The organism is Streptosporangium sandarakinum (assembly GCF_050942225.1).
GTDB lineage: Bacteria > Actinomycetota > Actinomycetes > Streptosporangiales > Streptosporangiaceae > Streptosporangium > Streptosporangium nondiastaticum.
This window is the reverse complement of sequence record NZ_CP192034.1, coordinates 3,406,817-3,430,451: the sequence shown is the minus strand read 5'-3', so window position 1 is coordinate 3,430,451 and position 23,635 is coordinate 3,406,817. Positions and strand designations below refer to the sequence as shown.

Genomic DNA, 23,635 nt, shown 5'->3' with positions numbered 1-23,635 from the left:
CGGGGTGCTCCGCCGAGGTCGTCGCGTTTCACGTACCCGGCGGCCTCGCGGGCCGTGGGATTCCGGGAGGGTCTCGCACCCGGCTTCCCCGATCCGTCTGCGCGGTTTCCCGGAATGATCGCCCGGGCGTTCCACGGAGCGGGCGCCCGGATCGTCGCCGGGAAGAGCGCCGCGAATCCCCTCCGGGAATATTCGCCATCTTGAAGCTTTTTACTCCGCCTTTTGAGTTAATTACCGACTTCATACTTATTTCCACCCCGTTCCCTAATGAAGCGCGTTTAGCGTGATCGTCAGGGGGGCGAAGAAAAACGGTGAGATTTGGACACATCTGGTCATTGCGTGTCCGGATGACGCTGCTGGCGAGCGTCATCATGACAACGCTGTGCGGGGGAATCTGCGCGCTGATCCTGATCGGTGTGCACGACCGCGTCGTCAACGACCTGTCCGACCGGCTCCTCCTGTACAACATGCGGGTGATCCGCCTCGTCGAGAAGGGCCAGGTCCCCCCGGTGCTCTCCAGCCGGAAGTCCATTTTCCTCCAGGTGGTCGACCCCGGCGGCCGGGTCGCGGCGGCCAGCCCGCAACTGGCCGGCAGACCCAGGCTGACCGACCTCGTGCCCCCGGATGACAGCTCGCGGGTGGAACGGAAGGTCTGCGACGCCCCCGGGTTCCCGGACACCTGCCTGCGCGTCGTGGCCGTCCGGATCTCCGCCGCCGGCGGCGACTGGATCGTCTACGGCGCCGGCCCCACCACCCCGTGGTACGTCAGCCGCTCGCTGCTGCTCAGCCTCCTGGCCGGGTCGGGGCTGGTGGTCGGGGCCACGATCGTCGGGGCCTACCGCACCGTCAGCAAGACCCTCCTCCCGGTGGAGGACATCTGCACCGAGCTGGCCGAGATCACCTCCTCCGACCTGGGACGCCGGGTGCCCGTGCCCCCGCACCGGGACGAGATCCACAAGCTGGCGATGACGGTGAACCAGACCCTGGACCGGCTGGAGGCCGCCGTCGAGCGGGAGCGGCGGTTCGCCTCCGACGCCTCGCACGACCTGCGCAGCCCCATCACCGCGATGCGCACGCAGGTGGAGGAGGCGCTGCTGCACCCGGAGGAGAGCGACTGGCCCTCCGTGGCCGGGGCGGTGCTGGCCAGCCTCGGGCGGCTGCAGGCGATCGTCACCGACCTGCTGGTGCTCTCCCGCCTCGAGGCCGGCGCGGGCGCTCCCCACGCGCGCGTCGACCTGGGAGAGCTGGTCGGCTCCGAGCTGGCGCGCCGCGTCCACCGGACGCCCCTCGAGACGCGCCTGGAGCCGGGTGTGCTGGTCGACGCCGACCGCATGCAGCTCGTCCGGCTGCTCACCAACCTCGTGGACAACGCCGACCGGCACGCCGAGTCGGCGATCGTCGTGACGGTGCGGTCCGAGGACGGGCGGAGCGTGCTGGAGGTGCTCGACGACGGCCCCGGGATCCCGCCGGAGCAGCGGGAGTACGTGTTCCGGCGCTTCGCCCGGCTCGACGCCGCGCGCAGCAAGGACAAGGGCGGGACCGGGCTCGGCCTGGCGATCTGCCGGGAGATCGCCGAACGGCACGGCGGGACGCTGATGATCCGCGACTCCGGGAAGGGCGCGCGGTTCGTGGCGAGCTTCCCCGCCTGCCCCGCCGGTCAGTAGACCGAGATGTGGACGTGGTCGAAGTGGTTGGCGGTGACGCCGCCGCGGTTGGACATCGCGCGCCAGCTCCCGGTCCGGGTCTGCCAGATGCGCTGCCGGTAGATGATGTACATGATGCCGAGCCGCCGGGCGTTCTTGATCGCCCAGGCGGCGATCTCGTCGCCGCGCCCGGTCTCGGCCGCCGACGGCATGGCGCCCCCGCCGCTGAGCATGAAGTCGCAGGCGCGGCCGAGGGGGTGCTCGCCGCCGCCCGCGATGCCGCCGTCGACCCGGAAGCAGCCGATCCCGAAGCGCGGGCCGAACCGCTGGGCCACGAGCTGCCGGGTCAGCCGCATCCGCGGGGTGATGTTGTCGGGGCCCGACGGGAGCTGGGGGACCCACGTGCCGTCGGCCCGGCGGACGCCCGGGGTGGGGTAGAGCAGGTCGATCCGGTCCTTGATCTTCTCGATCAGCTTCTCCGCCCGGTCCTTCTCGTCGTCGAGCTTGGCCATGCTCGCCTTCAGCTCGGCCCCGCGGGTCTTGGCCTCGTCCCGGGCCCGGCGGTGGTCGTCGCGGACCTGGACGAACACCCGGAGTTTGGCGTCCTGCTCGGCGACGATCTGCTCGACGAGCGTCAGGCGGTTCAGCATGGCGGCGGGGTCGCCCGAGCCCATCATCGCGGAGACGCCCTCCGTCCCGCTGCTCCGGTACCGCGCGGCGGCCAGCAGGCGGATCTCCCGCGCGGCCCGGTCGAGGTCGCCCTGCGCCCGGCTCAGACGGTCCCGGGCCGCCTTCTCGGTCTTCTGGACCTTCTGCAGCTCGACGCGGGAGTCGTAGTAGCGGGCGATCAGGGACTCGGACTGCTTTTGCATGTCCGCCAGCTCCTTGCGGAGCTGCTTGGCGGTCGGCTTGGGCTCGGCGAGGCCGGCTCCGGCCGGGCCGAGGCACAGCGTCGCGGCGGTGATCGAAGCGACCAGGCCCCGGATCGCGCCCCGCCGCCGGACCTCGCGGGACACAGCCGCCACCTCGCTCCCCTTCCCTGAACCCCCGGGCATCGGCCACGGCTCGGCGGCCGGGCGACACCCCCACGCCCGGCGGGCGATAGGAAAGGATGCTCCCGCAATTACGGTACTTGCGGCAAATCTTGCATTACGGTCGTCCGTTGCGGGGGCCGGGAACGCCAGGTCACTCGGGCGCGGGCACCACGACGACCGGGCAGCGGGCGTGGTGCAGCGCCCCGTGACCGACCGAGCCGAGCACCGCCGACCCCAGCCTCCCCAGCCCGCGCGAGCCGACCACCAGCAGGTCGGCCGTCTCCGACGCCTCCCGCAGCGCGACCACCGGATGCTCGCACACGACCGACCTGATCACCGGGACGTGCGGGTACCGCTCCAGCCACGGGGCGAGCGCCCGCTCCGCCGTCTTCTCCGCCCCGGCGGAGACCTCCTCCAGCAACGGCGTGTAGACCATCGTGTACGGTCCCATCACCGGCGCCTCCCAGGCGTGCACCGCGCGCACCCGGGCCCCGCGCCGCGCCGCCTCCTCGAAGGCGTACTCCAGCGCCGCCTGCGAGGGCGGGGACCCGTCGAAGCCGACCGCGACCTCGCCGCTCCCGCGCTCCGTCTCGCCCTGGACGACCACGACCGGCACGGCCACGCGGCCCGCCAGCCGCTGCGGGACCGACCCCAGCAGCAGCTCGCGGAAGCCGCCCCGCCCGCGTTGGCCGAGCACGAGCTGCGCCGCGTCCCCGGACGCGCGGCGCAGCACCTCGGCCGCGGGCCCGCCCTCCAGCCTCTCCTCCACCTCCAGCCCCGGGACGCGGTCACGCGCCAGGTCGACCGCGTCCGCCAGCACCTGGCGGCACTGCTCCGACACCGCCGCGCCGTACTGGGGCTCGGAGAACACCGGGAGGTCGTAGTCCATCCCCTCGCAGGCGTGCACGACCCGCAGGACGGCGCCGCGCCGTACCGCGTCGTCGGCGGCCCACCCGACCGCCGCCTGGGACGGGGACGAGCCGTCGGTCCCCACCACGACCACGTCCGTCGCCATGTCACCCCTCCTCGCGACCGTCCTCACCTCGTCTTGTGCCCGCCGACCGTCACCCCGGCCCAAAGAGCCGGTCATCGATCACCTCCGGGACGGATTCCCCGGCCCGCCGCGCGGGGAATGACGGGGAGGACGCGGCGCGCGGGCGCCCGCCGTACGCTCGCCGGTCCCGCGCGGAGGGACGGAAGGACGCGAACGGAGGGCACCATGGCCGGGCACGTGACGGTTCCGGAGGAGATGGACGCCTGGGTGGTCGCCAGGCCCGGGCCGATCGCCTCGGGCCCCCTGGAGCGGGTCCGCCTGCCGGTCCCCCGGCCGGGACCGGGCGAGGTGCTGGTCGAGGTGGAGGCGTGCGCCGTCTGCCGCACCGACCTGCACCTCGCCGAAGGCGACCTGCCCCCGCGGCGCCCGCGGACCGTCCCCGGCCACGAGGTGGTGGGCCGGGTGGCGGCCCGGGGCCCGGACACCGTACGGCTCGCCGCCGGGGAGCGGGTGGGCGTGGCCTGGCTCCGCTCGACCTGCGGGCGCTGCCGCCACTGCCTGCGCGGCGCGGAGAACCTGTGCCCGTACTCCGCCTACACCGGCTGGGACGCCGACGGCGGCTACGCCCGCTACCTGACCGTCCCGGAGGACTACGCCTACCGGCTGCCCGAGGACGGCTCGGCCGAGAAGCTGGCGCCGCTGCTGTGCGCCGGGATCATCGGCTACCGCGCCCTGGCCCGCAGCGAGCTGCCGCGCGGCGGGCGCCTGGGCGTCTACGGCTTCGGCGCCTCGGCCCACCTGACCGCGCAGATCGCCATCGCCCAGGGTGCCACCGTGCACGTCCTGACCCGCTCGGCCAGGGCCCGGGAGCTGGCCCTGGAACTGGGGGCGGCCTCCGCGGGCGGCGCGGCGGACGCCCCGCCCGAGCCGCTGGACGCCGCGATCCTGTTCGCCCCGGCGGGCGAGCTGGTGCCCGTCGCCCTGGAGGCCCTGGACCGGGGCGGCACCCTGGCCGTGGCGGGCATCCACCTCAGCGACGTGCCGGTGCTCGACTACCGGCGGCACCTGTTCCAGGAGCGGACGCTGCGCAGCGTCACCGCCAACACCCGGGCCGACGGCCGGGCGTTCCTGGAGATCGCCGTGGCCCATCCGCCGAAGGTGACGACCGTGCCCTACCCGTTCGGCGTGGCCGACCGGGCGCTGGCCGACCTGGCCGCCGGCCGCTTCGAGGGCGCCGCCGTACTGCTGATGTGACCGGCACGCGCCCGGCATCCGGCGGTCACCGCCCGCCGTGCCCCGTCCGGGAGTACGGCGGGAGCATGGCGGGAGTACGGCGGGTCCCTCAGCCGGTCCGCGGGGCGGCCGACAGCTCGGTGAACAGGTCCTCCCACATCGGCATGATCACCTCGGGGGCGTAGTCGCGGGCCGTGCGGGCGGCCGCGGCGCCCAGCCGCAGGCGCAGCTCCCGGTCCCCGATGACGCGGATCAGCGTCCCGGCCAGCGCGTCGACGTCCTTGGGCGGGACCAGCAGGCCGTCCACCCCGTCGGTCAGCACGTCGCGCGGACCGGTCGGGCAGTCGAACGCGACGACCGGCAGCGCGTGGGACATCGCCTCGATCATCACCATCGGCAGGCCCTCGAACCGGGAGCTGAGCGCGTACACCGAGGCTTGAGCCAGTTTCTCGTCCAGCCGGGGGGTGCGGCCCTTCAGCTCGACGTTGCCGTCGAGGCCGAGCTCGCCGATGAGCGCGCTCAGCTCGGTCTTCTTCGGGCCGGTGCCGTAGATGTGCAGCCGCCAGTCGGGGAAGCGCCGCACGACCTGGGCGAACGCCGGGATGAGCAGGTCGAGGCCCTTCTGCTTGACGAGCCGGCCGGCCGCGACCACGATCGGGTTCTCCTGGGCCGAGGGCGTCCGGCGCAGGGTGTGGATCGCGTTGGGGATGCGGACGACCGGCGTGCCGGGCAGCAGGCGCTGGTAAGCGTCGCGGTCGGTGCCGGTGAGCACCGCGACCGCGTCCAGCCTGCCGTAGTGGCGGGCGATCTGCCGGCGCACGCTCTCGCGGTAGGTGGCGAAGTTCATGTGCTCCTGGGCGACGCGGACCACGCCGCTCGGGCCGCGCCGGGCGGAGATGAGGTTCAGCGCCGGGCGGGTGGTGACCAGGACACCGCCGTCGAGGGCTGAGACGTAGTCGATGACGGCCTTCTCCACGCGCTCGGTGAAGTAGCCCGCGGCGAACTCCCCGCGCGGGACGACCTTGCCGCGCACCCTCCGCCAGATCCGGCGGCCCACCGAGTCGGCGTGCACGCCGCCGCGCTGGTCGACCAGCGTGGTGACCTCCACGCGCCGGTCGATGGGGAACTGGTGCGTGGCGCGGCGCCGTACCACGCTGACGATCTCGACGTCGTGGCCGGCCGCGGCCATGGCGTTGGCCTGGTTGACCACCGTCCGGATCGTGCCGCCCATGCCGTAGGCGTGCAGGAGCATGTAGCGGATCCTCACCGGCTCTCGTCCCCGTCGAGGTAACCCCAGGTGCGGCACATCGGGCGGAGTTCCTCGGGGATCTCCTCCGCCCGGGGCAGGGCGCGTCCCTCCTGGACCTTCCCGGACCGGATCTTGTCCTTCCAGTCGCCGAGCCCCTTCTGGACGACCGTCTGCTCGCCGTAGGCGAGCATTCCCGGCTCCCACGGGAGGCCCAGGAAGTCGCAGATCCGGCGGGTCTCGGCCTCGGGACCGGCGGTCAGGTCCTCGTAGCGGACGGTCAGGCCGGTCAGGTCTCCTCTGGCACGTTCCACGGCCTTCATGTAGCGCAGCGCGTCGAGCGCCGCCTCGTGCGGGGTGCGCCGGTCGGGGCTCGCCTCGTGCCAGGAGGTCGCGATGGAGGCGGGGTGGCGCAGCAGGAAGACGAACCGGGCGTCGGGCCAGCAGGTGGCGATGCGCCGGTGGGCGAAGGCGTTGGCCGGGGTCTTGTCCACGATGTGGGCCTTGCCGCTGCGGACCAGCTCGCGGTGGAGGACCCGGTCCCACAGCAGGTGCTCCAGATCGGCCTGGTTGTGGCCGAGGGCCTCCATCGCGCGTGCGGCGAGGGGGGTGGTGAGCCCGACGGACAGCCGCCGCACGTGCAGCTCGTGCGGGGCGTGCAGCATCGGGTGGGCGTTGAGCATCGCGCGCAGCAGGGTGGAGCCCGACCGGACCGGCGAGAGGATGAAGATCGGGGCGGTGAGCAGCCGGTCGGCCTCCGGATCGGCGGGAGGCCGGACGAGGTCGGCCGCCGCCACGGCGGGCGCCCGTCCCGTGCCCTTCGCCACCGGCCCGGCCCCGGGTTTCACCCCGGGTCCCGTCTTCGCGACGCGAGTGATCTGGAACCCGGTCAGCTCCCTCACAGCGGCGTTGGCCTTGCGTTTCCAGTTCATGTCATGGAAACTACCGAGCTTTCCTGGCAGTGACCTGGGATTTCCTGACGGTTACCTGGGAGTCCCCTGAGAGTGTCCGGGCCTTCCGCCGGGCGGGGACGGCCCCTTCCGCCGGACCGAGGACGGGCCGGAGCGAGCCGGGGACGGGCGGGCGGAGGCCGGTCGGCGGGCGGCGGCCGGATGGGGGCGGGCATGCGGCGGCGGCCCCGCTCCCCGCCCGGATGGGCGTGGGGAGCGGGGCCGCCGGCGGTTCTCACCGTCCCGCACCGTTGCGGGGGTGGAGGCGTTTACCGGACGCCGCGCCTGCGGTACAGGCTGACGGTCAGGATGACGCCGATCGCCGCGACGGCCACCTGGAGGAGCAGCTCGATCCAGTCGACGCCCGAGGTGTGGGCGACGCCGAGGGCTCCGGCGATGGCGGTACCGATGAAGGCGGCGACGATGCCGATCACGATGGTCAGCCAGATCGGGATGTGCTGCTTGCCCGGAACGGCGAGACGGCCGAGAGCACCGACGATGGCCCCGATGACGATGGCGGTGATGATTCCAGTAACAGTCATGTTCGCACTTCCTTTTGCTCGGCTGCCGATCGTCTGCCCCGGCGCGGGAGGACAACACATAACAGAACAATTACGGTGTGATGGGACGGGGGAACGTCCAGCTCAGGACCCATTTCGGCGATCACGGAAAAGGCCGTGGAGGCCCGGGACGGCCTTCGGCGGGGGCCCCGGGCGAGTGACGGAAGGGCCGGGAGAAGCCAGGGGGAAGGTCGTGAATGGCCGCGGGAAGGCCATGGGAAGGCCATGGGAAGGCCGCGGTAAGGCGCGGGGAGAACGCCCGGAGAACACCGGGAGAGCGCGAGGAGAACGCGGGTCGAACCGGGGTGACGCCCGGCGGACGGCCTCGCCGGCACCTTCCCCATGGATAAGCGTGAACCTTTATTGACGGATAAAGCCGTGTGACAAGTGGTTCAGGCGGATATTTCGTTACTTATCGGGCAAGACTGCTCGGTTTCGGAGCGGGAGGGCGGGCCGTACGGCTTCGAGAAGGGGCGTGCATGGCGGACCCGAGGAGGCTCCCCGGTCTCACCGCCGAGCTGGCCGCGGAGTTCGCCGGCACGGCGATCCTGATCCTGTTCGGGGTGGGCGTCGTGGCGCAGGTCGTCGCCGCCGACATCGGAAACCACGACAGCATCTCCTGGGCGTGGGGCCTGGGCGTCACCTTCGGCGTCTACACCGCCGGCCGGATCAGCGGCGCGCACCTCAACCCGGCCGTCACCGTCGCGCTCGCCGCGTTCAAGGGCTTCTCCTGGCGCAAGGTGCTGCCGTACTGCGTGGCGCAGATCGCCGGGGCGTTCGTCGCCGCGCTGCTCGTGCGGTGGAACTACACCGAGCTGCTGCACGCCGCCGACCCCGGGCTGACGCTCAAGACGCAGGGCGTCTTCTCCACCCTGCCCGGCAACGGCTCGCTGCCCGTCGGCCTCTGGGGCGCCTTCCGCGACCAGGTGATCGGCACCGCGATCCTGCTGTTCCTCATCTTCGCCGTCATCGACGAGCTGAACACCCCGCCCGGCGCGAACCTGGCCCCCCTCGTCATCGGGCTGATCGTGGTGGCGATCGGCATGGCCTGGGGCACCGACGCAGGCTACGCCATCAACCCCGCCCGCGACTTCGGGCCGCGCCTGGCCTCCTTCCTCACCGGCTACGGGACCGCCTGGCGGGACCAGTACGGCCAGCTCTACTTCTGGGTGCCGATCGTGGGCCCGCTGATCGGCGGCGTCCTGGGCGGCGCCCTGTACGAGGTCCTCGTCGGCCGGTTCCTGCGGGCCGGGGAGAAACCGGAACCCGGCAGGCTGCCTCCCGAACCACCCTCCCCCGGAGAGACGTCACCGGCACCGTGAAGGAGGGACACCCATGGCGGACTTCGTCGGAGCAGTCGACCAGGGGACCACGAGCACCCGATTCATGATCTTCGACCACGGCGGCAACGAGATCGCCCGCCACCAGCTCGAACACGAGCAGATCCTGCCACGCGCGGGCTGGGTCGAGCACAATCCGGTGGAGATCTGGGAACGCACCCGCTCGGTGATCGAGACCACGCTGTCCAGGTCCCTCGTGACCGCCTCCGACCTCGTCGCCCTGGGGATCACCAACCAGCGCGAGACCGCGGTGGTGTGGAACCGGCGCACCGGCCGGCCGTACCACAACGCGATCGTCTGGCAGGACACCCGCACCGACCGCATCGCCTCGGCCCTGGACCGCGACGGCCGCGGCGACGTCATCCGCCGCAAGGCCGGCCTGCCCCCCGCCACCTACTTCTCCGGCGGCAAGATCCAGTGGATCCTGGAGAACGTCGACGGCGTCCGCCAGGCCGCCGAGGACGGCGAGGCGATCTTCGGCAACACCGACACCTGGCTGCTGTGGAACCTCACCGGCGGAAGGGACGGCGGCGTCCACGTCACCGACCCCACCAACGCCAGCCGCACCATGCTCATGGACCTCGAAACGCTGGAGTGGGACGACGAGCTGCTGTCGTTCTTCGGCATCCCCCGCGCCATGCTGCCCACCATCCGCCCCTCCTCCGACCCCACCCTGTACGGCGTCACCCGGCCGACCGGTCCCCTGGGCCGCGAGGTGCCCCTGTCCGGGGACCTGGGAGACCAGCAGGCCGCGACCGTCGGCCAGGTCTGCTTCGACGTCGGGGAGGCCAAGAACACCTACGGCACCGGCAACTTCCTGCTGCTCAACACCGGCCACGAACCGGTCCGCTCCAAGAACGGCCTGCTGACCACCGTCTGCTACCGCTTCGGGGCGGACCGGCCGGTGTACGCGCTGGAGGGATCGATCGCGGTGACCGGCTCGGCGGTGCAGTGGCTGCGCGACCAGCTCGGCGTCATCTCCGGGGCCGCCGAGAGCGAGGCGCTGGCCCGCCAGGTGCCGGACAACGGCGGCATCTACTTCGTGCCGGCGTTCTCCGGCCTGTTCGCCCCCTACTGGCGCTCCGACGCCCGCGGCGCGATCGTCGGGCTGTCACGGTACAACACCAACGCCCACCTGGCCCGGGCCACGCTGGAGGCGATCTGCTACCAGAGCCGCGACGTGGTCGAGGCGATGCGGCAGGACTCCGGCGTCGCCCTGGACGTGCTGCGGGTCGACGGCGGCGTCACCGCCAACGACCTGTGCATGCAGATCCAGGCCGACGTGCTGGGCGTGCCCGTCTCCAAGCCGGTCGTCGCCGAGACCACCGCCCTGGGCGCCGCCTACGCGGCCGGCCTGGCGATGGGCTTCTGGAAGTCCACCGACGGGCTGCGGCAGAACTGGAACGAGGAGCGGCGCTGGGAGCCGAGATGGAGCGACGAGCAGCGCGAGCACGGATACACGTGCTGGAAGAAGGCCGTGGAGCGCACGTTCGGCTGGGTGGACGTCGACTGACCGCGCGCCCCGCCGTACCCCGGCCGGGCACGCCGCCGGGCGCGCCGCCCGCCACGGCCGGACCGCCCGGTCCGGGAGGTCCGGGAGGTCCGGGAGGTCCGGGAGGTCCGGGAACAACGCCCGCCCCGCGCAGGCGGGGCGACGACACGGGAGGTGCCCGTTGAACGAGCCGGCATTGGGACCGCTGTACCGGGAGTCGGCGCTGCGGCGGATGGGTGAGAAAGAGTACGACGTGCTGGTCATCGGCGGTGGGATCGTCGGTGCGGGAACCGCGCTCGACGCCGCGTCGCGTGGCCTGACGGTCGCGCTGATCGAGGCGGACGACTGGGCGGCCGGCAGCTCCAGCAGGTCCAGCAAGCTGATCCACGGGGGCCTGCGCTACCTGGAGCAGTTCGAGTTCGGGCTGGTGCGGGAGGCGCTGAAGGAACGCCACCTGCTGCTGACCCGGCTGGCACCGCACCTCGTCTGGCCGGTGCCGTTCCTCTACCCGCTCACGCACCGCTTCTGGGAGCGGTTCTACGTCGGCGCGGGCATGACCCTCTACGACTTCCTGGGCGGGCTGCGCACCGTCATGCCCCGGCACCGGCACCTGACCCGCCGCGGCGCCCTGCGGGAGGCCCCCGCCCTGCGCCCCGGCTCGCTGGTCGGGGCCCTGCAGTACTTCGACGCCCACACCGACGACGCGCGACTGGCGGTGGCGATCGTGCGGACGGCCGCCCGGTACGGCGCCGCCGTCGCCAACCGGGTGCGCGCCACCGGCCTGCTCCGCGACGGCGAACGCGTCGTGGGAGCGCATGTGACGGACCTGGAGAGCGGCTCGGGGATGGACATCCGCGCCCGCGTGGTGATCGGCGCCACCGGGGTCTGGACCGACGAGATGCTGCGGCTGGCCGGGGCCGGGAAGAGCGCCACCGTGCGGCCGTCCAAGGGGGTCCACCTGGTGGTCCGCCGCGACCGGCTCGACCTGCGCACGGCGCTGATCCTGCGGACCGAGAAGAGCGTGCTGTTCGTGATCCCCTGGGACGACTACTGGATCATCGGCACCACCGACACGCCGTGGACCCTGGCCCGCGACCACCCGGTGGCCAACCATGCCGACATCGACTACATCCTCGACCACGTCAACGCGGTGCTGACCACCCCCCTGGGCCACGACGACGTCGAGGGCGTCTACGCCGGGCTGCGGCCGCTGATCTCCGGCGCCGCGACCGGCACGGAGAAGCTCTCGCGCGAGCACCTGGTCGCCAACCCGGTGCCGGGCCTGGTGACGGTCAGCGGCGGCAAGTACACCACCTACCGCGTCATGGCCAGGGACGCCGTCGACTCCGCCGCCGACGAGCTGGGTCCCGGCGTGCCGGAGTCGGTCACCGAGCGGCTGCCGCTGCTGGGCGCGACCGGCTACGAGGCCGTGTGGAACGGCCGCCGCAACCTCGCCGAACGGTACGGGCTCAGCGTGAGCCGGATGGAGCGGCTGCTGCGCCGCTACGGGTCGGGCGTCGAGGAGCTGCTGGAGATCGTCGGGGCCGAACCGATGCTCGGGGAGCCGCTGTTCGCGGCGCCGGACTACCTGCGGGCCGAGATCGTCTACGCGGCGTCGCACGAGCAGGCGCTGCACCTTTCGGACGTGCTGGCCCGCCGTACCCACGTCGCCATCGAGCAGCGGGACCGGGGACTGGCGGTCGCGCCCCAGGCGGCGGCCCTCGTCGCGCCGGTGCTGGGCTGGAACGCGGAGACGATCCGGCACGAGACCGAGGAGTACCACCGGCTGGTCCACGCCGAGCTGGCCGCCGAGAGGCAGCCGGACGACGAGCACGCCGAGGAGGCCCTGCTCTCCTCCCGCTGACACCCGCGCCGCGGGACGGTGGAACGACGGGGCGTGGATGGCGTACGGTCCTGTCATGTGCCGGAGCATCAAGACCCTTCGTGAGCCGTACGCCAGCGACGTGACGGACGAGGACGTGCGCGCCGCCGCGCTGCAGTACGTCCGCAAGATCTCCGGGTTCCGGGCCCCGTCGGCGCGCAACGCCGAGGTCTTCGACCGGGCCGTGGAGACCGTCGCCGCCGCGACCCAGGCCCTACTGGACGAACTGCACCTCAACCGGCCGGCCACGCGGCAGCCGAGCGCCTGACGCCCGGCCGGCTCCCCCGGCGGACCGCGTGAACCAAGCGGGGCCCGCGTGAACCAGGCGGGGCCCGCGGGTCAGGCGGGGCCCGCGCGGGTCAGGCAGAGTCCCGGCCGGCTCGGGCGGGGTCCCGCGCGGGTCAGGCAGAGTCCCGGCCGGCTCGGGCGGGGTCCCGCGCGGGTCAGGTCGGATCGACCGGCTCGCCCTCGCGGGGCCGTACGAGGTCGCGCAGGCTCTCCGGGACGGGCGTGCCGCCGGGGAGGGAGTCCTGCCCCGGTGACGCGGCGCCCGTCGGCGCGGAGCCCTTCGCCGCGACGCTCTTCGACACGGCGCCCGCCATCCGGTCGAAGAAGCGCAGCATCTCGACCGGGAAGGGCATCACCAGCGTGGAGTTGCGCTCCGCCGCGACCTCCACGACGGTCTGCAGCAGGCGCAACTGCATGGCCCCCGGGGTGTCGTGCATGATGCCCGCCGCGTCGGCGAGCTTCCTGGACGCCTGGAACTCCCCGTCCGCCGTGATGACGCGGGCCCGGCGCTCACGCTCGGCCTCGGCCTGGCGCGACATCGACCGCTTCATGGTCTCGGGAAGCTGCACGTCCTTGATCTCCACGCGGTCGATGTGGATGCCCCAGCCGATCGCCGGGCTGTCGATCATCAGCTCCAGTCCCTCGTGCAGGCGCTCGCGGTTGCACAGCAGGTCGTCCAGCTCGCTCTTGCCGATGATCGAGCGCAGCGACGTCTGGGCCACCTGGCCGACGGCGAACAGGTAGTCCTCCACCTCGATGGCCGCCTTCATGGGGTCCACGACCCGGAAGTAGACGACCGCGTCCACCTTGACCGAGACGTTGTCGCGGGTGATGCCCTCCTGGGCGGGCACCGGCATCGTGACGATCTGGACGTTGACCTTCTTCATCCGGTCCACGACCGGGATGAGGATCGCCAGGCCCGGACGGCGCGGGGCCGGCAGCGCCCTGCCGAACCGGAAGACGACGCCCCGCTCGACCTGGTTGACCACGCGGGCTCCGCCGGACACGACCCATGCGATGAGGAAACCAATGATCCCGTACAGGATGTCGATGAACATCTCACACCCCCCTTTTCCTCAGCATTCGCCTGGCTTTTCACCGGCAAGTAGGGCCGAAGGTCCCGAAGGCGTAAGGACCTTTCCGGGCGGGCCCAAGGTCCCTTCCCCGCGGGCCGGGCAGGGGTGACGCTGTGGCATAGGGGGTGTTCGCCATGGAAGCCAAGCAGTGGAACGTGCAGATCTCCATCAGTGAGGACGACAACGACGACGTCACCACGGCCAGGGCCGTGCTGTTCACCGACCGCGGCAAGCGGCACGAGGGCGTCGCGCACGCGCGGCGCAACCCCGTCGACCAGCCGGTGCCGGATATCGGCGACGAGCTGGCGGCGGGCCGCGCGCTGTCCACCCTGGCCGCCCAGCTCATCCAGGACGGTGCCCAGGACGTCGCCCAGACGGCGGGTTCCGCCCGCGAGTACGGGGGTTAGGGCGTGTTTTAGAAGTAGGTTGATGTGCTGGCTGGCCGTCCCGGACAGGTGCGGGCGGCCATCCAGATGGTTGGGTCCTGGGCGATCTCGCCGCGGTCATGGCTGGCCGTCACCTCGTGTCCGTGACGCTGAGTGTCCCGTCGGACGACCTCGTGACCGCCGTCGTCGGTGACCGCGGCCGAGGCGGACCACGAGGGGTCATCCTGCCACCCGGGCGGGACACCCCGATGGCCTCCAACACGGTGATCAGGTCCACGGCCCGCACCGCCTCGGTGAAGGACAGGCCGCGGGCGTATGCAGCGTCGGCCTGCTCCACCACGTGGGCCAGGTAGCCGCGCACCGCGCGGATCCCGTCGGGGTCGGGGACCGGGCCGTGGCCGGGGACGATCGTCTCGGTGCCGGTGGCGAGCATCGCGTCGCAGGCGGCGATCCAGTTGGCGATCGGGCCGCTCCACACGATCGGCGTGCAGCCGATGAACAGCAGGTCGCCCGCGAAGAGCACGCCCGTGTCGGGCAGGTGCACGACGGAGTCCGCGCCGGTGTGGGCGGGGCCGAGGTTCATCACGCGCATCTCGCGGCCGCCGATGTCCAGGGTGGGCTCCCCGTCGTAGGCCGGGTCGGGCACGTGAGTGATCAGTCCTCGTCATGGCGCTCACGCCAGGAAGGACCGGTCCGCGTCACCTCCCTCCGGCGGGGGAGTGCACCCCCGGAGACGTCGGCTAACGTCAGTCGCGTGAAGCGCCATCTCGCCCAGGCCGTGCGGGCCGGGGTCTACCAGCTACTCGGCGCCGCGCTGCTGACTCCGGTCGCTGCGGGGCTCGGCTTGCTGATCCTGACGGAGCTGACGCCGGGACGACTGCTGGGGCTGTGGGCGGCGTGCCTGCCCGCCTCGGTGCTGCTCGCGATGATGCCGCTGACGCGGCGCCTGGAGGTGACCGCGCTGTCGGATCTGCTCGACGTCGTCGTGTCCGAGCGCGGTGACCGCCTCTACCTGGTGGCCCTGACCAGCCTGCACTTGTACATCGGCGCGACGCTCAGCGCGACCGTGCTGGCGCTGTCTCCCGGGCTGCTCCCGTGGGCGTGGCGCGTGGACCCCGGCAAGGTGACCGAGGTGCTGCTGCTCGTCGTTGTCGCGCTGGCCGCGATGGTGGCCACGGGTTTCGGCCAGCGCTGGGCCGCGCGCCGGCTGCTGCACTCCGAGCCGTCCCGCTTGATCGACGAGCTCGGCCGCCGCCAGTCACTCGCCCTGGAACTGCACGACTCCGTCGGCCACGCCCTCAGCGTCGTCCTGGTGCAGGCCATGGCGGCCGAGGTGGCACTGCAGCGCGCCGCCCCCGCGCTCGCCGCGCAGTCGCTCGGACATCTGGCAACTACCGCCCGCAACGCTCAGCAGGAGCTCGACGTGCTGCTCAGTGTGCTCGACGACGGCACGGCGGGCCAGACGCCCACCTTGGAGGCGCTCGGCACGCTCACCCGCGGCCTCGACGTCCGGGTCAGCGTCGACCACCTCGGCAAGGTGTCCCCCGCGACCTCGCGGGCCGCCTTCGCGATCGCCAGGGAGGCGCTCACCAACGCCCTGCGCCACGGGCAAGGCCCGGTCATGCTCGGCGTCGCCGTCGGCACCGAACTGACCCTGACCATGGACAACGCAACCCTGGGCACGCCCGGGGAGCCGGGGCGCGGCCTGACCGGCATGCGCATGCGGGCCCGGCTCGCAGGCGGGACGTGCACCTGGGAGGAGGTGGGTGGAACATGGCGCGTCCGGGCGAGTCTGCCGCTGTGATCCGGGTCGTCCTGGCCGACGACGAGAAGCTGATCCGCTCGGGTTGGGCAACCATGCTCTCCCTCCACGACGACATCGACGTCACGGCTGAGGCCGCCGACGGCCGTGCGGCGGTCGCGGCCGGCACCGGCGCGGACGTCGTGCTGATGGACATCCGCATGCCCGGCATGGACGGTCTGGCCGCGACCCGGGAGCTCGCCCGCCGCTCCCCGAAGACGCGCGTCATCATGGTCACCACGTTCGAGAGCGACCAGCTCGTCTGGGGGGCCCTGCGCGCGGGTGCCGCCGGCTACGTGCTCAAACGCTCGCCCGTCGGCGAACTGGTGGAGGCGGTCCGCCTGGTGTACCGGCGCGACGCGGTGCTCTTCCCCGACGCGCTGCGCCGCATCGCCTCGCCGCATGTGGGCACCGCTCGGCAGCGCGTGCCGGTCGAGTTGACACCGCGCGAGCTGGACGTGCTGCGGCACATCGCGCTCGGGCAGAGCAACGCGGAGATCGCCTCGGCGCTGCACGTCACCAAGGAGACGGTCAAGACGCACGTCGGCAACCTCCTGAACAAGCTCGGCGCCCGCGACCGCACCCAGGCGGCCGTTCTCGCCTACGAGCTCGGCCTCGTCAGCACCGGCGTCGCGGAGGCGGCGAAGAGCCGCTGGCATCGAGAGTGATCCTGTGAATCTCTCGCGTTCTCCTGGTGCACTCGTGGCGCCTGGCTGTCGTGCGCACGGCGGGCCGGATGTCCAAGGGACCCGCACAGCCGATATCGACCAAGAGGCATGTCCGAAGACTTACCGTTTTTCCGCCGATATGATCATATGGGTGCCGAGGAACCTTTTCTTCCACGCGATGGAGCTGAAGCCGACCCGGCGGAGGACCTCGGAGACCTCCTGCGGAGTCATGAAGCCGAGCGTGGATTCCTGCAGATAGGCGTACGACTTCCGATCGCGGGCGACCACCTGGCCGAGGAGGGGAATCACGATCCGGACCCCCAGCTCCACCGGGTAACGGAGCGGTCCGCGCGGCGGGCAGGTCTCCAGCATGACGACCCGGCCTCCGGGTTTGAGCACCCGGTACTGCTCTTCGAGCACGCGCTCGACATTCTCCACGTTCCGCAGGAGATAGCCGTGTGTGACGGCGTCGAAGGACTCGTCGCCGAAGGGCAGGTCGTTGGCGTCCGCCTGCTGCCACGTGATGGCGGAGGCCCCCGGTTTGCTCGCCGCCGCCGCCAGCATCCGCTCCGAGAAATCGACGGCGTGGACGGTCGAGTTCGGATATCTCTCCAACGCGGCGAGCGCGATGACGCCGGTCCCGGTGGCGATGTCGAGCATGCTGCCACCTGACGGGACTCTCGCGCCCGCCGCGATCTCCCGGCACCAGGCGGCATGCCGTCCCAGAGTCATGAGGCGATTCATCAGGTCGTAGTAGTCAGTGATCCTGTCGAACGTCCGCTGGATCTCCTGGCCTTTGGACGACGGCGTTCCCTGTGCTGGCATCTGTGCGGCTCCTCAGTCAGCTGCCATAGTGCCAGGGGCATCGCCGGCGTTCTTCCCCCGTCCGGGGGATCACTGGCCGGGAAGGTGCAGGAGTCGCCGATGGACGACCCGTTCGGCAAGCTCGCCCAAGCCCTGACCGGCGCGCTCGGCACCGTCGGACGCGACCGGCTTCAGGGGATGGTCAACGCCCTGCTGGGCCGGGGGGCCGGTCCGGCAACGCTTCCACCTGACACGACGGCACGCAGTCCGGACCGCGTGCTCAGGCACGCGGTCCGGACATGGACGGTGCTCGCCCTCACGGTCGCGAGACCGCAGATGACACCCTTCTCTAGCGAGACCTGCACGAAGGACGAACCGACGGGCCCACGATCTGAGATCTGGATGCATCAGGAAGGTCCGACACGGAATCTTTCCGGTGCGGACCGGTGGCGCAGCCAGTAGGCCAGGACGGCTGCGGCGAGCAGCGCACCCCACAGCGGGTACGGCCAGAGCAGCAGCGCGACGGGCTGGCCGCGCATGACGGAGTCGATCACGAGCCCCGGCGAGGCCAGGCAGCAGATGCCCGCGACCGTCCCTCCGGCGATGACCGGCAGCCGTACCGGGACGGGACGCCCGTAGAAGATCGGCACCCAGCGTGGGAACACCTCGCCCCACCTGCTGATCAGCCCGATGGTCAGTACGGCGCCCGCCAACGCGGCGAACGCGAGAAGCAGTCCCTGGAGCCGTGTGTCGGCGCTGAGCGGCCCGGTGATGTCGGAGTCGGTGGGCCACGGGGTCAGCCAGGTCAGCCGGTACAACGCGTACGGAAGCGGGCACATCGCCGCCCCGATCGTGACGATACGTCCCCATTTGTCGGCGGACTCGGGCCTGATCCAGCGCGGCGGCTCGCCCGTCCTGAACGCCTTCATCGTGATCACCGCCCACACCGCGCAGGCCGCGGCGTTGGCCAGCGTCCAGCTAAGCCGTCCGCCGAACGAGGCGAAGCTCCCCGCGACATTGCCCAGATAGCGTCCCACCAGGCTCAGCGCACCGAACCCGGTGATCGTGTCCGCCACCACCAGAACGGCCAGCGCGGTGATGCCCACCAGGCCGAACGCCTTCCTGCGCGCGGCCACCATGACCACGACGACGAGCAGGGCCACGGGTCCCAGGATCGCCATGCCGTAGGCGAGGACGATCATGATGCCGGCGTCGGAGAGCACCACGCCGAAGAAGAGCAGCTCGGCGACCGCGCCGGCGCGCACGAGCGGCCCTGGCCCGAAGATCACCACCAGGCCCACGATTCCGGCGGCCACGGTCATCGGGCCGGTCACGTCGTGCTCGAGCAGGTGCGTGAGCGACACTTTGATGCGGTCGGCCGCGCCGAACGGGTAACTCGTGGGAGTCGTCCACCACAAGATCCCCACGGCGGTCACGGCGATCGACAGGAGCGCGCCGAATGTCCGGATGGTTCTGGTCATGCGGATCACGCTAGGAACTCGTGGCCGTGGCCACCTCCCCCTCGCGGGGGAAGGCACGTGATCGGCCGTCGTCCAGGGCGTGTTTCAGAAGTCGGCTCCAAGCGAGGCTGTTCGCCGAGATGATCTCCGGGCGTGGGGCGTGGAGATTCAACGGACGAGCAGTGGGCGGTACTGGAACCGTTGCTGCCCGTGGCGGAGACGGGGCGTCCGGCCGGGTGCCGACGGCGGTTGATCGACGGGGTGCGTACCGGCGCCCCGTGGCGGGACACGCCCGTCGCCCATGGAGCCTGGCAGACGGTCTATGGGCTGTTCCGCCGCCGGCAACGCGCAGGTATCCGGGCCGGCCTGCTGTCACACGGTTGCAGGCGCGATCCGATGCGGCCGGACTGATCACCTGGGAAGCCGGCGTGGACTCCACCATCTGCCGGGCCCACCAGCACGCAGCCGGCGCCCGCCGCGACGGGGCCGCGCAAAAACAGCCGCCGGGCGGGGTGCGGACCGAACCCGACGACCACGCCCTGGAGCGAGAACGGCGACCACATCGACGACCCCTCCGGACGCCCGGCGAGGCCGCCGTGTGGTCCACATCACAGCGGTGAAGAGTGTGTGCCCGGGACATGTCCGGGAGGCTCCGGCGGATCTACCGTGCGCTGAAAGGACCGGTGAACCCGGTTGTAAAAGGAGCACGTCATGGCCGGATCCCCCTCATCCCCCCGACTCCGCCCGTCGCCGCCCTCCGCCGTCCTCACCGCCGCCGCGACCGCGCTGCTCGTGCTGCTCGGCCTGCTCGGCGTGTCCCTCGCCGGGCCGCCCGCGCGGGCGGCGTCGCTGACCCAGGTCGGCTCGTTCGGTTCGAACCCCGGCAGCCTCGCCATGTACGCCTACCGGCCCGACGGCCTGCCCTCCGGCCGGCCGCTGGTCGTGGCCCTGCACGGCTGCACGCAGGACGCGAACGGCTACTTCACGAACTCCGGCTGGCGCAAGTACGCCGATCAGTGGGGCTTCGCCCTCGTCCTGCCGCAGACCGGCACTTCCAACAACTCCTCGAAGTGCTTCAACTGGTTCGAGCCCGGCGACACCGGCCGGGGACAGGGCGAGGCCGCCTCGATCCGCGCCATGGTCGCCCACGCGGTCACCGCCTACGGCACCGACCCCGCCCGGGTCTACGTCACCGGCCTGTCGGCGGGCGGCGCCATGGCCGCGGTGATGCTCGCGACCTACCCCGACGTCTTCAGGGCCGGGTCGATCGGGGCCGGGCTCGCCTACCGCTGCGCCACCAGCCTGATCCAGGCCACCTCCTGCCAGTACAACGCCACGAGCAGGACCCCCCAGCAGTGGGGCGACCTGGTCCGGGCCGCCTACGGCGGCTACTCCGGCCCCTACCCCCGCGTCGCCGTATGGCAGGGCACGTCCGACTACACGGTCACCCCGGCCAACGGCGCCCAGCTGCGCGACCAGTGGACGAACGTGCGGGGCGTCTCCCAGACCCCGGCCTCCACGTCGAGCCTCCCCGGCGGCACGTCGATGAAGGTGTACGGCAACGACGACGTGCGCCTGTACGAGATATCCGGGATGGGCCACGGCCTGCCGGTCGACCCGGGCGGCGGCCCCGACCAGTGCGGCGGCACCGCGGCGTACTTCCTCGACACCATCTGTTCGGCCTACCACGACGCGCGGTTCTTCGGCCTGGACGGCGGGGGCGGCGGACCGACCGCGACCCCGACCGCGACCCCGACGGTCACGCCCACCGTCACCCCGACCGCCACCCCGACCGCGACGCCGACGACCGCCCCGGTCTGCGTGACGGCGAGCAACTACGCCCACACCACGGCGGGCCGGGCCTACGCCTCCGGCGGATACACCTACGCCAAGGGGTCCGACGACCCCATGGGGCTGTGGAACACCTTCACCACCCACACGCTGAAGCAGACCGGCCCCGACCACTGGGTCCTTACCGACGGCCGGTGCTGACCCGCGCGGGGCCGCGGATCCCGGTTCGCCGGAACCCGCGACCCCGCCGTACCGGCGCCCGTGCCGCCGCGATTACCCCCCGAGGCCCATGTTCGGGTAAACAGAGAGTGATCCGCCTTCCTTCCGCGAAGGTCTCCGCGCGACGCGCGGTCACGTGATCGTTGAGTGCCGGGGCGGCGTCCCCCACGGCGTCCCCGCGCCGGCCGCCCCCTCCGGGACACTCCGGCCGCCTTTCTCCGATCACGTCGGCACCTGTCCGCCACCCCATCGGAAAGCCGCCCCATGAGCAACGACAGCACCGGTAAGCCCGCCGAATTCGTGGTCGACTTCGACCTGTCCTCCCACGAGACGCGGCGACGAGCCGCGGTCGTCACCGCGCTCGGGGTGGCCTGGGATCCGCCGGCGGTGATGCGCGCCGAGCAGGAGGCCCACGACCTCCTCTACTCCGGCCTCGACCCGCAGCAGCAGGAGATCTACGACATGCTCGTGGCGGCCGGGGTCCTCCCCGGAGGAGAGGCCGGCCGTGCTGCCCATTGATCCCTGCGCCGACCTGGGCCGCCGGGCCTGGGTCCCCTGCCCCGGATGCGGCGACCACCGGGACTGCGCCGACTGCGGCGCGGGGCGCAACTGCGCCGACCACTGGCGCTACCTCCTGGGCGTCACCGGCAGCCGCCTGCACCTGCAGTGCCCCGGCTGCACCCATCTGTGGGTCCACGAGACCGGCTTCGGCGCGGGCGGCCCGCGCCCGTTCTGATCGGTGGCGCACGGCCGCACCGGATTCCCCTCCCGGCCGTCGGCGGCTCCGGTGGCGGTCATGCCGACCCGTTGGTGCCGGCGGTCAGGAAGGCTCCGCGGGCGTGGGCCCCAGGGCCTCGATCACGGCGTCGATCGCGGTGGCCAGACGTGCGGGGTCGTGTCCGGCGCGCTCCCGCACCCGCAGCCCCAGCACCGTGGTGAACAGCAGTTCCACGGCGGCGTCGAGGTCGAGACCGGTGGTCAGCTCGCCGTTGTGGCGGCCCTCGCACAGCAGTGATCGCAGTGCCTGCCGGGTGACGTCGAAGGCGGCCTCGGTCCGCTGACGGACCTGGTCGTCGGTGGCGCCGAGTTCGGTGGCCGTGTTGACCACGAAGCAGCCCCGGCCGGGTTCGCCGTCGGCCGGGCAGGTGACCAGCCACAGCATCCAGTCCCGCAGCACCTGGCGGATCGGACGGCCATCGGTGTCCAGCCGCTGCTCGGCCTGGACGGACTCGGTGGCCCGGTAGTGGTCGAGCGCCCGCAGGAACAGCGTGTGCTTGTCGGTGAACGTCCGGTACAGGCTGCTGGGCGTGAGCCCGAGCTCGTCGCCCAGATCACGCACCGAGGTCGCGTTGTAACCGCGCCGCCAGAACAGATCGGTCGCTCTGGTCACCGCGTCCTGCTCGTCGAACTGCCGGGGCCGTCCCATGCCGTCACTCTACCCGACTTGTGGAGCGATCGTTCCCATACTAGGGTTCGCCGACGTATGGGAGCGACCGATCCCAAAAGAGTCGAGGGAGTATCGGTGATGACCACAGACCAGTCCGTCATCCGAACGGGCGGCCGGCAGGACCCGGAGAGGAGTCGCTGGCCGGCGGTCACCGCGGTGGCCCTGGGAACGTTCCTGCTGGTGACCGCCGAGCAACTGCCGATCGGCCTGCTGACCGCCGTGGGATCGGCCCTGTCGGTCTCCGAGGGGACGGCCGGGTTGATGGTGACGGTGCCCAGCCTGATCGCCGCGGCCGCGGCACCGCTGGTTCCGGTGCTCGTCGGCGGAATGGACCGGCGGCTCCTCCTGCTCGGCCTGATGGGGCTGATGACGCTCGCCAATGTGGCCTCGGCCATGGCGCCGGGTTTCGCCGTCCTCGTGGCCTCCCGGGTGCTGGTCGGGGTGGCGGTCGGGGGCTTCTGGGCCATCGCCAGCGGTCTGGCCGTCCGGCTCGTGGCCCCCGCGAACGTGCCGCGGGCCACCGCGATCATCTTCGGTGGCGTCGGAGCCGCGAACGTCTTCGGCGTTCCGCTCGGCACGCTGCTCGGTGAGTTCTCCGGCTGGCGCGTCGCCTTCGCGACGCTGAGCGGCCTGGCGCTCGTCGTGTTGCTCGCGCTGCTGGCCGTACTGCCGCCACTGGCCGCCTCCCAGCCCGTCCGTCCGCGGCTCCTGGCCGGGCAGTTCCGCAACCCGGGTGTACGCGTCGGCATCCTCGCGACGTTCCTCATCGTGACCGGCCACTTCTCGGCCTACACCTTCGTGAGCCCGGTGCTCCAGAAGCTGTCGGGGATCGATGAGCGGCTCGTCGGTCCGTTGCTGTTCGGGTTCGGCGTGGCGGGCATGGTCGGCAACTTCGTCGCCGGTGCCGCGCTGGCGCGCCGTCCGCACCGGACCGTGCTGGTCATCGCCGTCACCCTGGCGGCCGCGATGCCGCTCTACCTGCTGCTGGGCCGGGGGGCGATCGGCGGGGCCGTACTGCTGATCGCCTGGGGCCTGGCCTTCGGCGGCGTGTCGGTCGGCCTGCAGACATGGATGATCAAGGTCGCGCCACAGGCCGTGGAAGCGGCCTCCTCCCTGTGGGTGGCGGTGTTCAACCTGTCGATCGGCCTCGGCGCGCTGGTCGGCGGCGTCATCGTGGACTCCCTCACCCTCCAGGCCGTTCTGTGGCTCGGCGGCGCCTGCGCCCTGGCGGCCGCGCTGGCGGTCTGGAGCGCCCGCGCCGACGTGAACCTGCGCTGACAGCGGCCCTCACGCCACGCGGCGGCGGCTCCGCTCCGGCGCG

General features: G+C 72.1%; 24 protein-coding genes. 14 read left to right on the top strand and 10 right to left on the bottom strand.

Translation table 11 applies throughout. From position 1 onward, the window contains the following. Positions 1-347 precede the first annotated feature (347 nt). Positions 348-1,664, top strand: a complete 1,317-nt coding sequence (locus ACQP10_RS15670; protein ID WP_433541614.1) for an ATP-binding protein — start codon at positions 348-350, stop codon at positions 1,662-1,664. Here the strand turns inward: ACQP10_RS15670 and ACQP10_RS15665 are convergent. Both ACQP10_RS15665 and ACQP10_RS15660 read right to left on the bottom strand, forming a co-directional pair. Continuing rightward, positions 1,658-2,668 carry a coiled-coil domain-containing protein gene (locus tag ACQP10_RS15665; protein ID WP_346023373.1) on the bottom strand — a complete coding sequence of 337 codons (1,011 nt, stop codon included), beginning with the start codon at positions 2,666-2,668 and terminating at the stop codon, positions 1,658-1,660. The genes ACQP10_RS15670 and ACQP10_RS15665 overlap by 7 nt on opposite strands. Before the next feature lie 160 nt (positions 2,669-2,828). After that, positions 2,829-3,692, bottom strand: a complete 864-nt coding sequence (locus ACQP10_RS15660) for a universal stress protein (RefSeq protein WP_346023372.1) — start codon at positions 3,690-3,692, stop codon at positions 2,829-2,831. Positions 3,693-3,896: 204 nt separating this feature from the next. Between ACQP10_RS15660 and ACQP10_RS15655 the strand changes: the two genes are divergently transcribed. Then, complete coding sequence (locus ACQP10_RS15655; protein ID WP_386149374.1) at positions 3,897-4,925, top strand: zinc-binding alcohol dehydrogenase family protein; 1,029 nt, start codon at positions 3,897-3,899, stop codon at positions 4,923-4,925. 88 nt (positions 4,926-5,013) lie between these two features. Here ACQP10_RS15655 and ACQP10_RS15650 read toward each other — a convergent pair whose 3' ends face one another. From ACQP10_RS15650 to ACQP10_RS15640, 3 genes are all read right to left on the bottom strand, one after another. Further along, complete coding sequence (locus ACQP10_RS15650) at positions 5,014-6,171, bottom strand: glycosyltransferase family 4 protein (RefSeq protein WP_346023371.1); 1,158 nt, start codon at positions 6,169-6,171, stop codon at positions 5,014-5,016. Continuing rightward, positions 6,168-7,082 (bottom strand): sulfotransferase family protein, encoded by a 915-nt coding sequence (locus ACQP10_RS15645; RefSeq protein ID WP_346023370.1) that lies wholly within the window; start codon positions 7,080-7,082, stop codon positions 6,168-6,170. The genes ACQP10_RS15650 and ACQP10_RS15645 overlap by 4 nt, the downstream gene beginning before the upstream one ends. A gap of 287 nt (positions 7,083-7,369) precedes the next feature. Beyond that, positions 7,370-7,642 carry a GlsB/YeaQ/YmgE family stress response membrane protein gene (locus ACQP10_RS15640; protein ID WP_179817837.1) on the bottom strand — a complete coding sequence of 91 codons (273 nt, stop codon included), beginning with the start codon at positions 7,640-7,642 and terminating at the stop codon, positions 7,370-7,372. Between the two features lie 497 nt (positions 7,643-8,139). On the opposite strand from ACQP10_RS15640, the gene ACQP10_RS15635 reads away from it, so the two are divergent. The 4 genes from ACQP10_RS15635 (at position 8,140) to ACQP10_RS15620 (ending at position 12,642) form a co-directional block, all read left to right on the top strand. Beyond that, positions 8,140-8,982 (top strand): MIP/aquaporin family protein, encoded by an 843-nt coding sequence (locus tag ACQP10_RS15635; RefSeq protein WP_346023369.1) that lies wholly within the window; start codon positions 8,140-8,142, stop codon positions 8,980-8,982. A 13-nt stretch (positions 8,983-8,995) separates the two neighbouring features. Next, positions 8,996-10,513 (top strand): glycerol kinase GlpK, encoded by a 1,518-nt coding sequence (gene glpK / locus ACQP10_RS15630; protein ID WP_346023368.1) that lies wholly within the window; start codon positions 8,996-8,998, stop codon positions 10,511-10,513. A gap of 160 nt (positions 10,514-10,673) precedes the next feature. Next, on the top strand, positions 10,674-12,356 hold the full coding sequence (locus ACQP10_RS15625) for a glycerol-3-phosphate dehydrogenase/oxidase (protein WP_433541613.1): 1,683 nt from the start codon (positions 10,674-10,676) through the stop codon (positions 12,354-12,356). A 55-nt stretch (positions 12,357-12,411) separates the two neighbouring features. Continuing rightward, entirely contained in the window at positions 12,412-12,642 is a 231-nt protein-coding gene (locus tag ACQP10_RS15620) for a DUF2277 domain-containing protein (protein WP_346023367.1), read from the top strand. A 175-nt stretch (positions 12,643-12,817) separates the two neighbouring features. Here the strand turns inward: ACQP10_RS15620 and ACQP10_RS15615 are convergent, their stop codons facing one another. Further along, the gene (locus ACQP10_RS15615) at positions 12,818-13,720 is read right to left on the bottom strand and encodes a slipin family protein (RefSeq protein ID WP_399500367.1); all 903 of its coding nucleotides are present in this window, start codon (positions 13,718-13,720) and stop codon (positions 12,818-12,820) included. A 152-nt stretch (positions 13,721-13,872) separates the two neighbouring features. Here ACQP10_RS15615 and ACQP10_RS15610 point away from each other — a divergent pair, with 152 nt between their 5' ends. Beyond that, a complete protein-coding gene (locus tag ACQP10_RS15610; protein WP_179817842.1) occupies positions 13,873-14,145 on the top strand; it encodes a DUF1876 domain-containing protein in 273 nt (90 codons plus the stop codon). Positions 14,146-14,254: 109 nt separating this feature from the next. On the opposite strand, the gene ACQP10_RS15605 is transcribed toward ACQP10_RS15610, so the two are convergent. Further along, positions 14,255-14,770: an MBL fold metallo-hydrolase gene (locus ACQP10_RS15605; protein WP_346023365.1), complete on the bottom strand. Its 516-nt coding sequence runs from the start codon at positions 14,768-14,770 to the stop codon at positions 14,255-14,257. 108 nt (positions 14,771-14,878) lie between these two features. On the opposite strand from ACQP10_RS15605, the gene ACQP10_RS15600 reads away from it, so the two are divergent. Continuing rightward, on the top strand, positions 14,879-15,928 hold the full coding sequence (locus ACQP10_RS15600) for a sensor histidine kinase (protein WP_346023364.1): 1,050 nt from the start codon (positions 14,879-14,881) through the stop codon (positions 15,926-15,928). Beyond that, the gene (locus tag ACQP10_RS15595) at positions 15,925-16,593 is read left to right on the top strand and encodes a response regulator transcription factor (RefSeq protein ID WP_346023363.1); all 669 of its coding nucleotides are present in this window, start codon (positions 15,925-15,927) and stop codon (positions 16,591-16,593) included. The genes ACQP10_RS15600 and ACQP10_RS15595 overlap by 4 nt, the downstream gene beginning before the upstream one ends. A gap of 120 nt (positions 16,594-16,713) precedes the next feature. Here ACQP10_RS15595 and ACQP10_RS15590 read toward each other — a convergent pair whose 3' ends face one another. Together ACQP10_RS15590 and ACQP10_RS15585 are read right to left on the bottom strand one after the other, a co-directional pair. Then, positions 16,714-17,418: a ubiquinone/menaquinone biosynthesis methyltransferase gene (locus ACQP10_RS15590; RefSeq protein ID WP_179817846.1), complete on the bottom strand. Its 705-nt coding sequence runs from the start codon at positions 17,416-17,418 to the stop codon at positions 16,714-16,716. Between the two features lie 386 nt (positions 17,419-17,804). After that, positions 17,805-18,878 carry a hypothetical protein gene (locus tag ACQP10_RS15585; RefSeq protein ID WP_346023362.1) on the bottom strand — a complete coding sequence of 358 codons (1,074 nt, stop codon included), beginning with the start codon at positions 18,876-18,878 and terminating at the stop codon, positions 17,805-17,807. Between the two features lie 132 nt (positions 18,879-19,010). On the opposite strand from ACQP10_RS15585, the gene ACQP10_RS15580 reads away from it, so the two are divergent. The 4 genes from ACQP10_RS15580 (at position 19,011) to ACQP10_RS15565 (ending at position 21,603) form a co-directional block, all read left to right on the top strand. Next, the gene (locus ACQP10_RS15580) at positions 19,011-19,268 is read left to right on the top strand and encodes a transposase (protein WP_386148852.1); all 258 of its coding nucleotides are present in this window, start codon (positions 19,011-19,013) and stop codon (positions 19,266-19,268) included. Positions 19,269-19,568: 300 nt separating this feature from the next. Next, positions 19,569-20,849, top strand: coding sequence for an extracellular catalytic domain type 1 short-chain-length polyhydroxyalkanoate depolymerase (locus tag ACQP10_RS15575; protein ID WP_433541612.1), 1,281 nt, complete (start codon positions 19,569-19,571; stop codon positions 20,847-20,849). 282 nt (positions 20,850-21,131) lie between these two features. After that, positions 21,132-21,386 (top strand): DUF6400 family protein, encoded by a 255-nt coding sequence (locus ACQP10_RS15570; protein ID WP_433541611.1) that lies wholly within the window; start codon positions 21,132-21,134, stop codon positions 21,384-21,386. After that, positions 21,373-21,603: a hypothetical protein gene (locus tag ACQP10_RS15565; RefSeq protein ID WP_179817851.1), complete on the top strand. Its 231-nt coding sequence runs from the start codon at positions 21,373-21,375 to the stop codon at positions 21,601-21,603. Before ACQP10_RS15570 ends, ACQP10_RS15565 begins: the two co-directional genes overlap by 14 nt. Before the next feature lie 84 nt (positions 21,604-21,687). Here ACQP10_RS15565 and ACQP10_RS15560 read toward each other — a convergent pair whose 3' ends face one another. Continuing rightward, a complete protein-coding gene (locus tag ACQP10_RS15560; protein ID WP_399500372.1) occupies positions 21,688-22,293 on the bottom strand; it encodes a TetR/AcrR family transcriptional regulator in 606 nt (201 codons plus the stop codon). 99 nt (positions 22,294-22,392) lie between these two features. On the opposite strand from ACQP10_RS15560, the gene ACQP10_RS15555 reads away from it, so the two are divergent. After that, the gene (locus ACQP10_RS15555; protein WP_433541610.1) at positions 22,393-23,592 is read left to right on the top strand and encodes an MFS transporter; all 1,200 of its coding nucleotides are present in this window, start codon (positions 22,393-22,395) and stop codon (positions 23,590-23,592) included. Positions 23,593-23,635 lie beyond the last annotated feature (43 nt).

Excerpts from the sequence above, each read along its gene's own strand:
- ACQP10_RS15670 (WP_433541614.1), top strand. The coding sequence starts at position 348 with ATGACGCTGCTGGCGAGCGTCATCATGACAACGCTGTGCGGGGGAATC.
- ACQP10_RS15660 (WP_346023372.1), bottom strand. The coding sequence starts at position 3,692 with ATGGCGACGGACGTGGTCGTGGTGGGGACCGACGGCTCGTCCCCGTCC.
- ACQP10_RS15655 (WP_386149374.1), top strand. The coding sequence starts at position 3,897 with ATGGCCGGGCACGTGACGGTTCCGGAGGAGATGGACGCCTGGGTGGTC.
- ACQP10_RS15645 (WP_346023370.1), bottom strand. The coding sequence starts at position 7,082 with ATGAACTGGAAACGCAAGGCCAACGCCGCTGTGAGGGAGCTGACCGGG.
- ACQP10_RS15640 (WP_179817837.1), bottom strand. The coding sequence starts at position 7,642 with ATGACTGTTACTGGAATCATCACCGCCATCGTCATCGGGGCCATCGTC.
- ACQP10_RS15635 (WP_346023369.1), top strand. The coding sequence starts at position 8,140 with ATGGCGGACCCGAGGAGGCTCCCCGGTCTCACCGCCGAGCTGGCCGCG.
- glpK (WP_346023368.1), top strand. The coding sequence starts at position 8,996 with ATGGCGGACTTCGTCGGAGCAGTCGACCAGGGGACCACGAGCACCCGA.
- ACQP10_RS15620 (WP_346023367.1), top strand. The coding sequence starts at position 12,412 with ATGTGCCGGAGCATCAAGACCCTTCGTGAGCCGTACGCCAGCGACGTG.
- ACQP10_RS15615 (WP_399500367.1), bottom strand. The coding sequence starts at position 13,720 with ATGTTCATCGACATCCTGTACGGGATCATTGGTTTCCTCATCGCATGG.
- ACQP10_RS15610 (WP_179817842.1), top strand. The coding sequence starts at position 13,873 with ATGGAAGCCAAGCAGTGGAACGTGCAGATCTCCATCAGTGAGGACGAC.
- ACQP10_RS15590 (WP_179817846.1), bottom strand. The coding sequence starts at position 17,418 with ATGCCAGCACAGGGAACGCCGTCGTCCAAAGGCCAGGAGATCCAGCGG.
- ACQP10_RS15585 (WP_346023362.1), bottom strand. The coding sequence starts at position 18,878 with ATGACCAGAACCATCCGGACATTCGGCGCGCTCCTGTCGATCGCCGTG.
- ACQP10_RS15575 (WP_433541612.1), top strand. The coding sequence starts at position 19,569 with ATGGCCGGATCCCCCTCATCCCCCCGACTCCGCCCGTCGCCGCCCTCC.
- ACQP10_RS15570 (WP_433541611.1), top strand. The coding sequence starts at position 21,132 with ATGAGCAACGACAGCACCGGTAAGCCCGCCGAATTCGTGGTCGACTTC.
- ACQP10_RS15560 (WP_399500372.1), bottom strand. The coding sequence starts at position 22,293 with ATGGGACGGCCCCGGCAGTTCGACGAGCAGGACGCGGTGACCAGAGCG.
- ACQP10_RS15555 (WP_433541610.1), top strand. The coding sequence starts at position 22,393 with ATGACCACAGACCAGTCCGTCATCCGAACGGGCGGCCGGCAGGACCCG.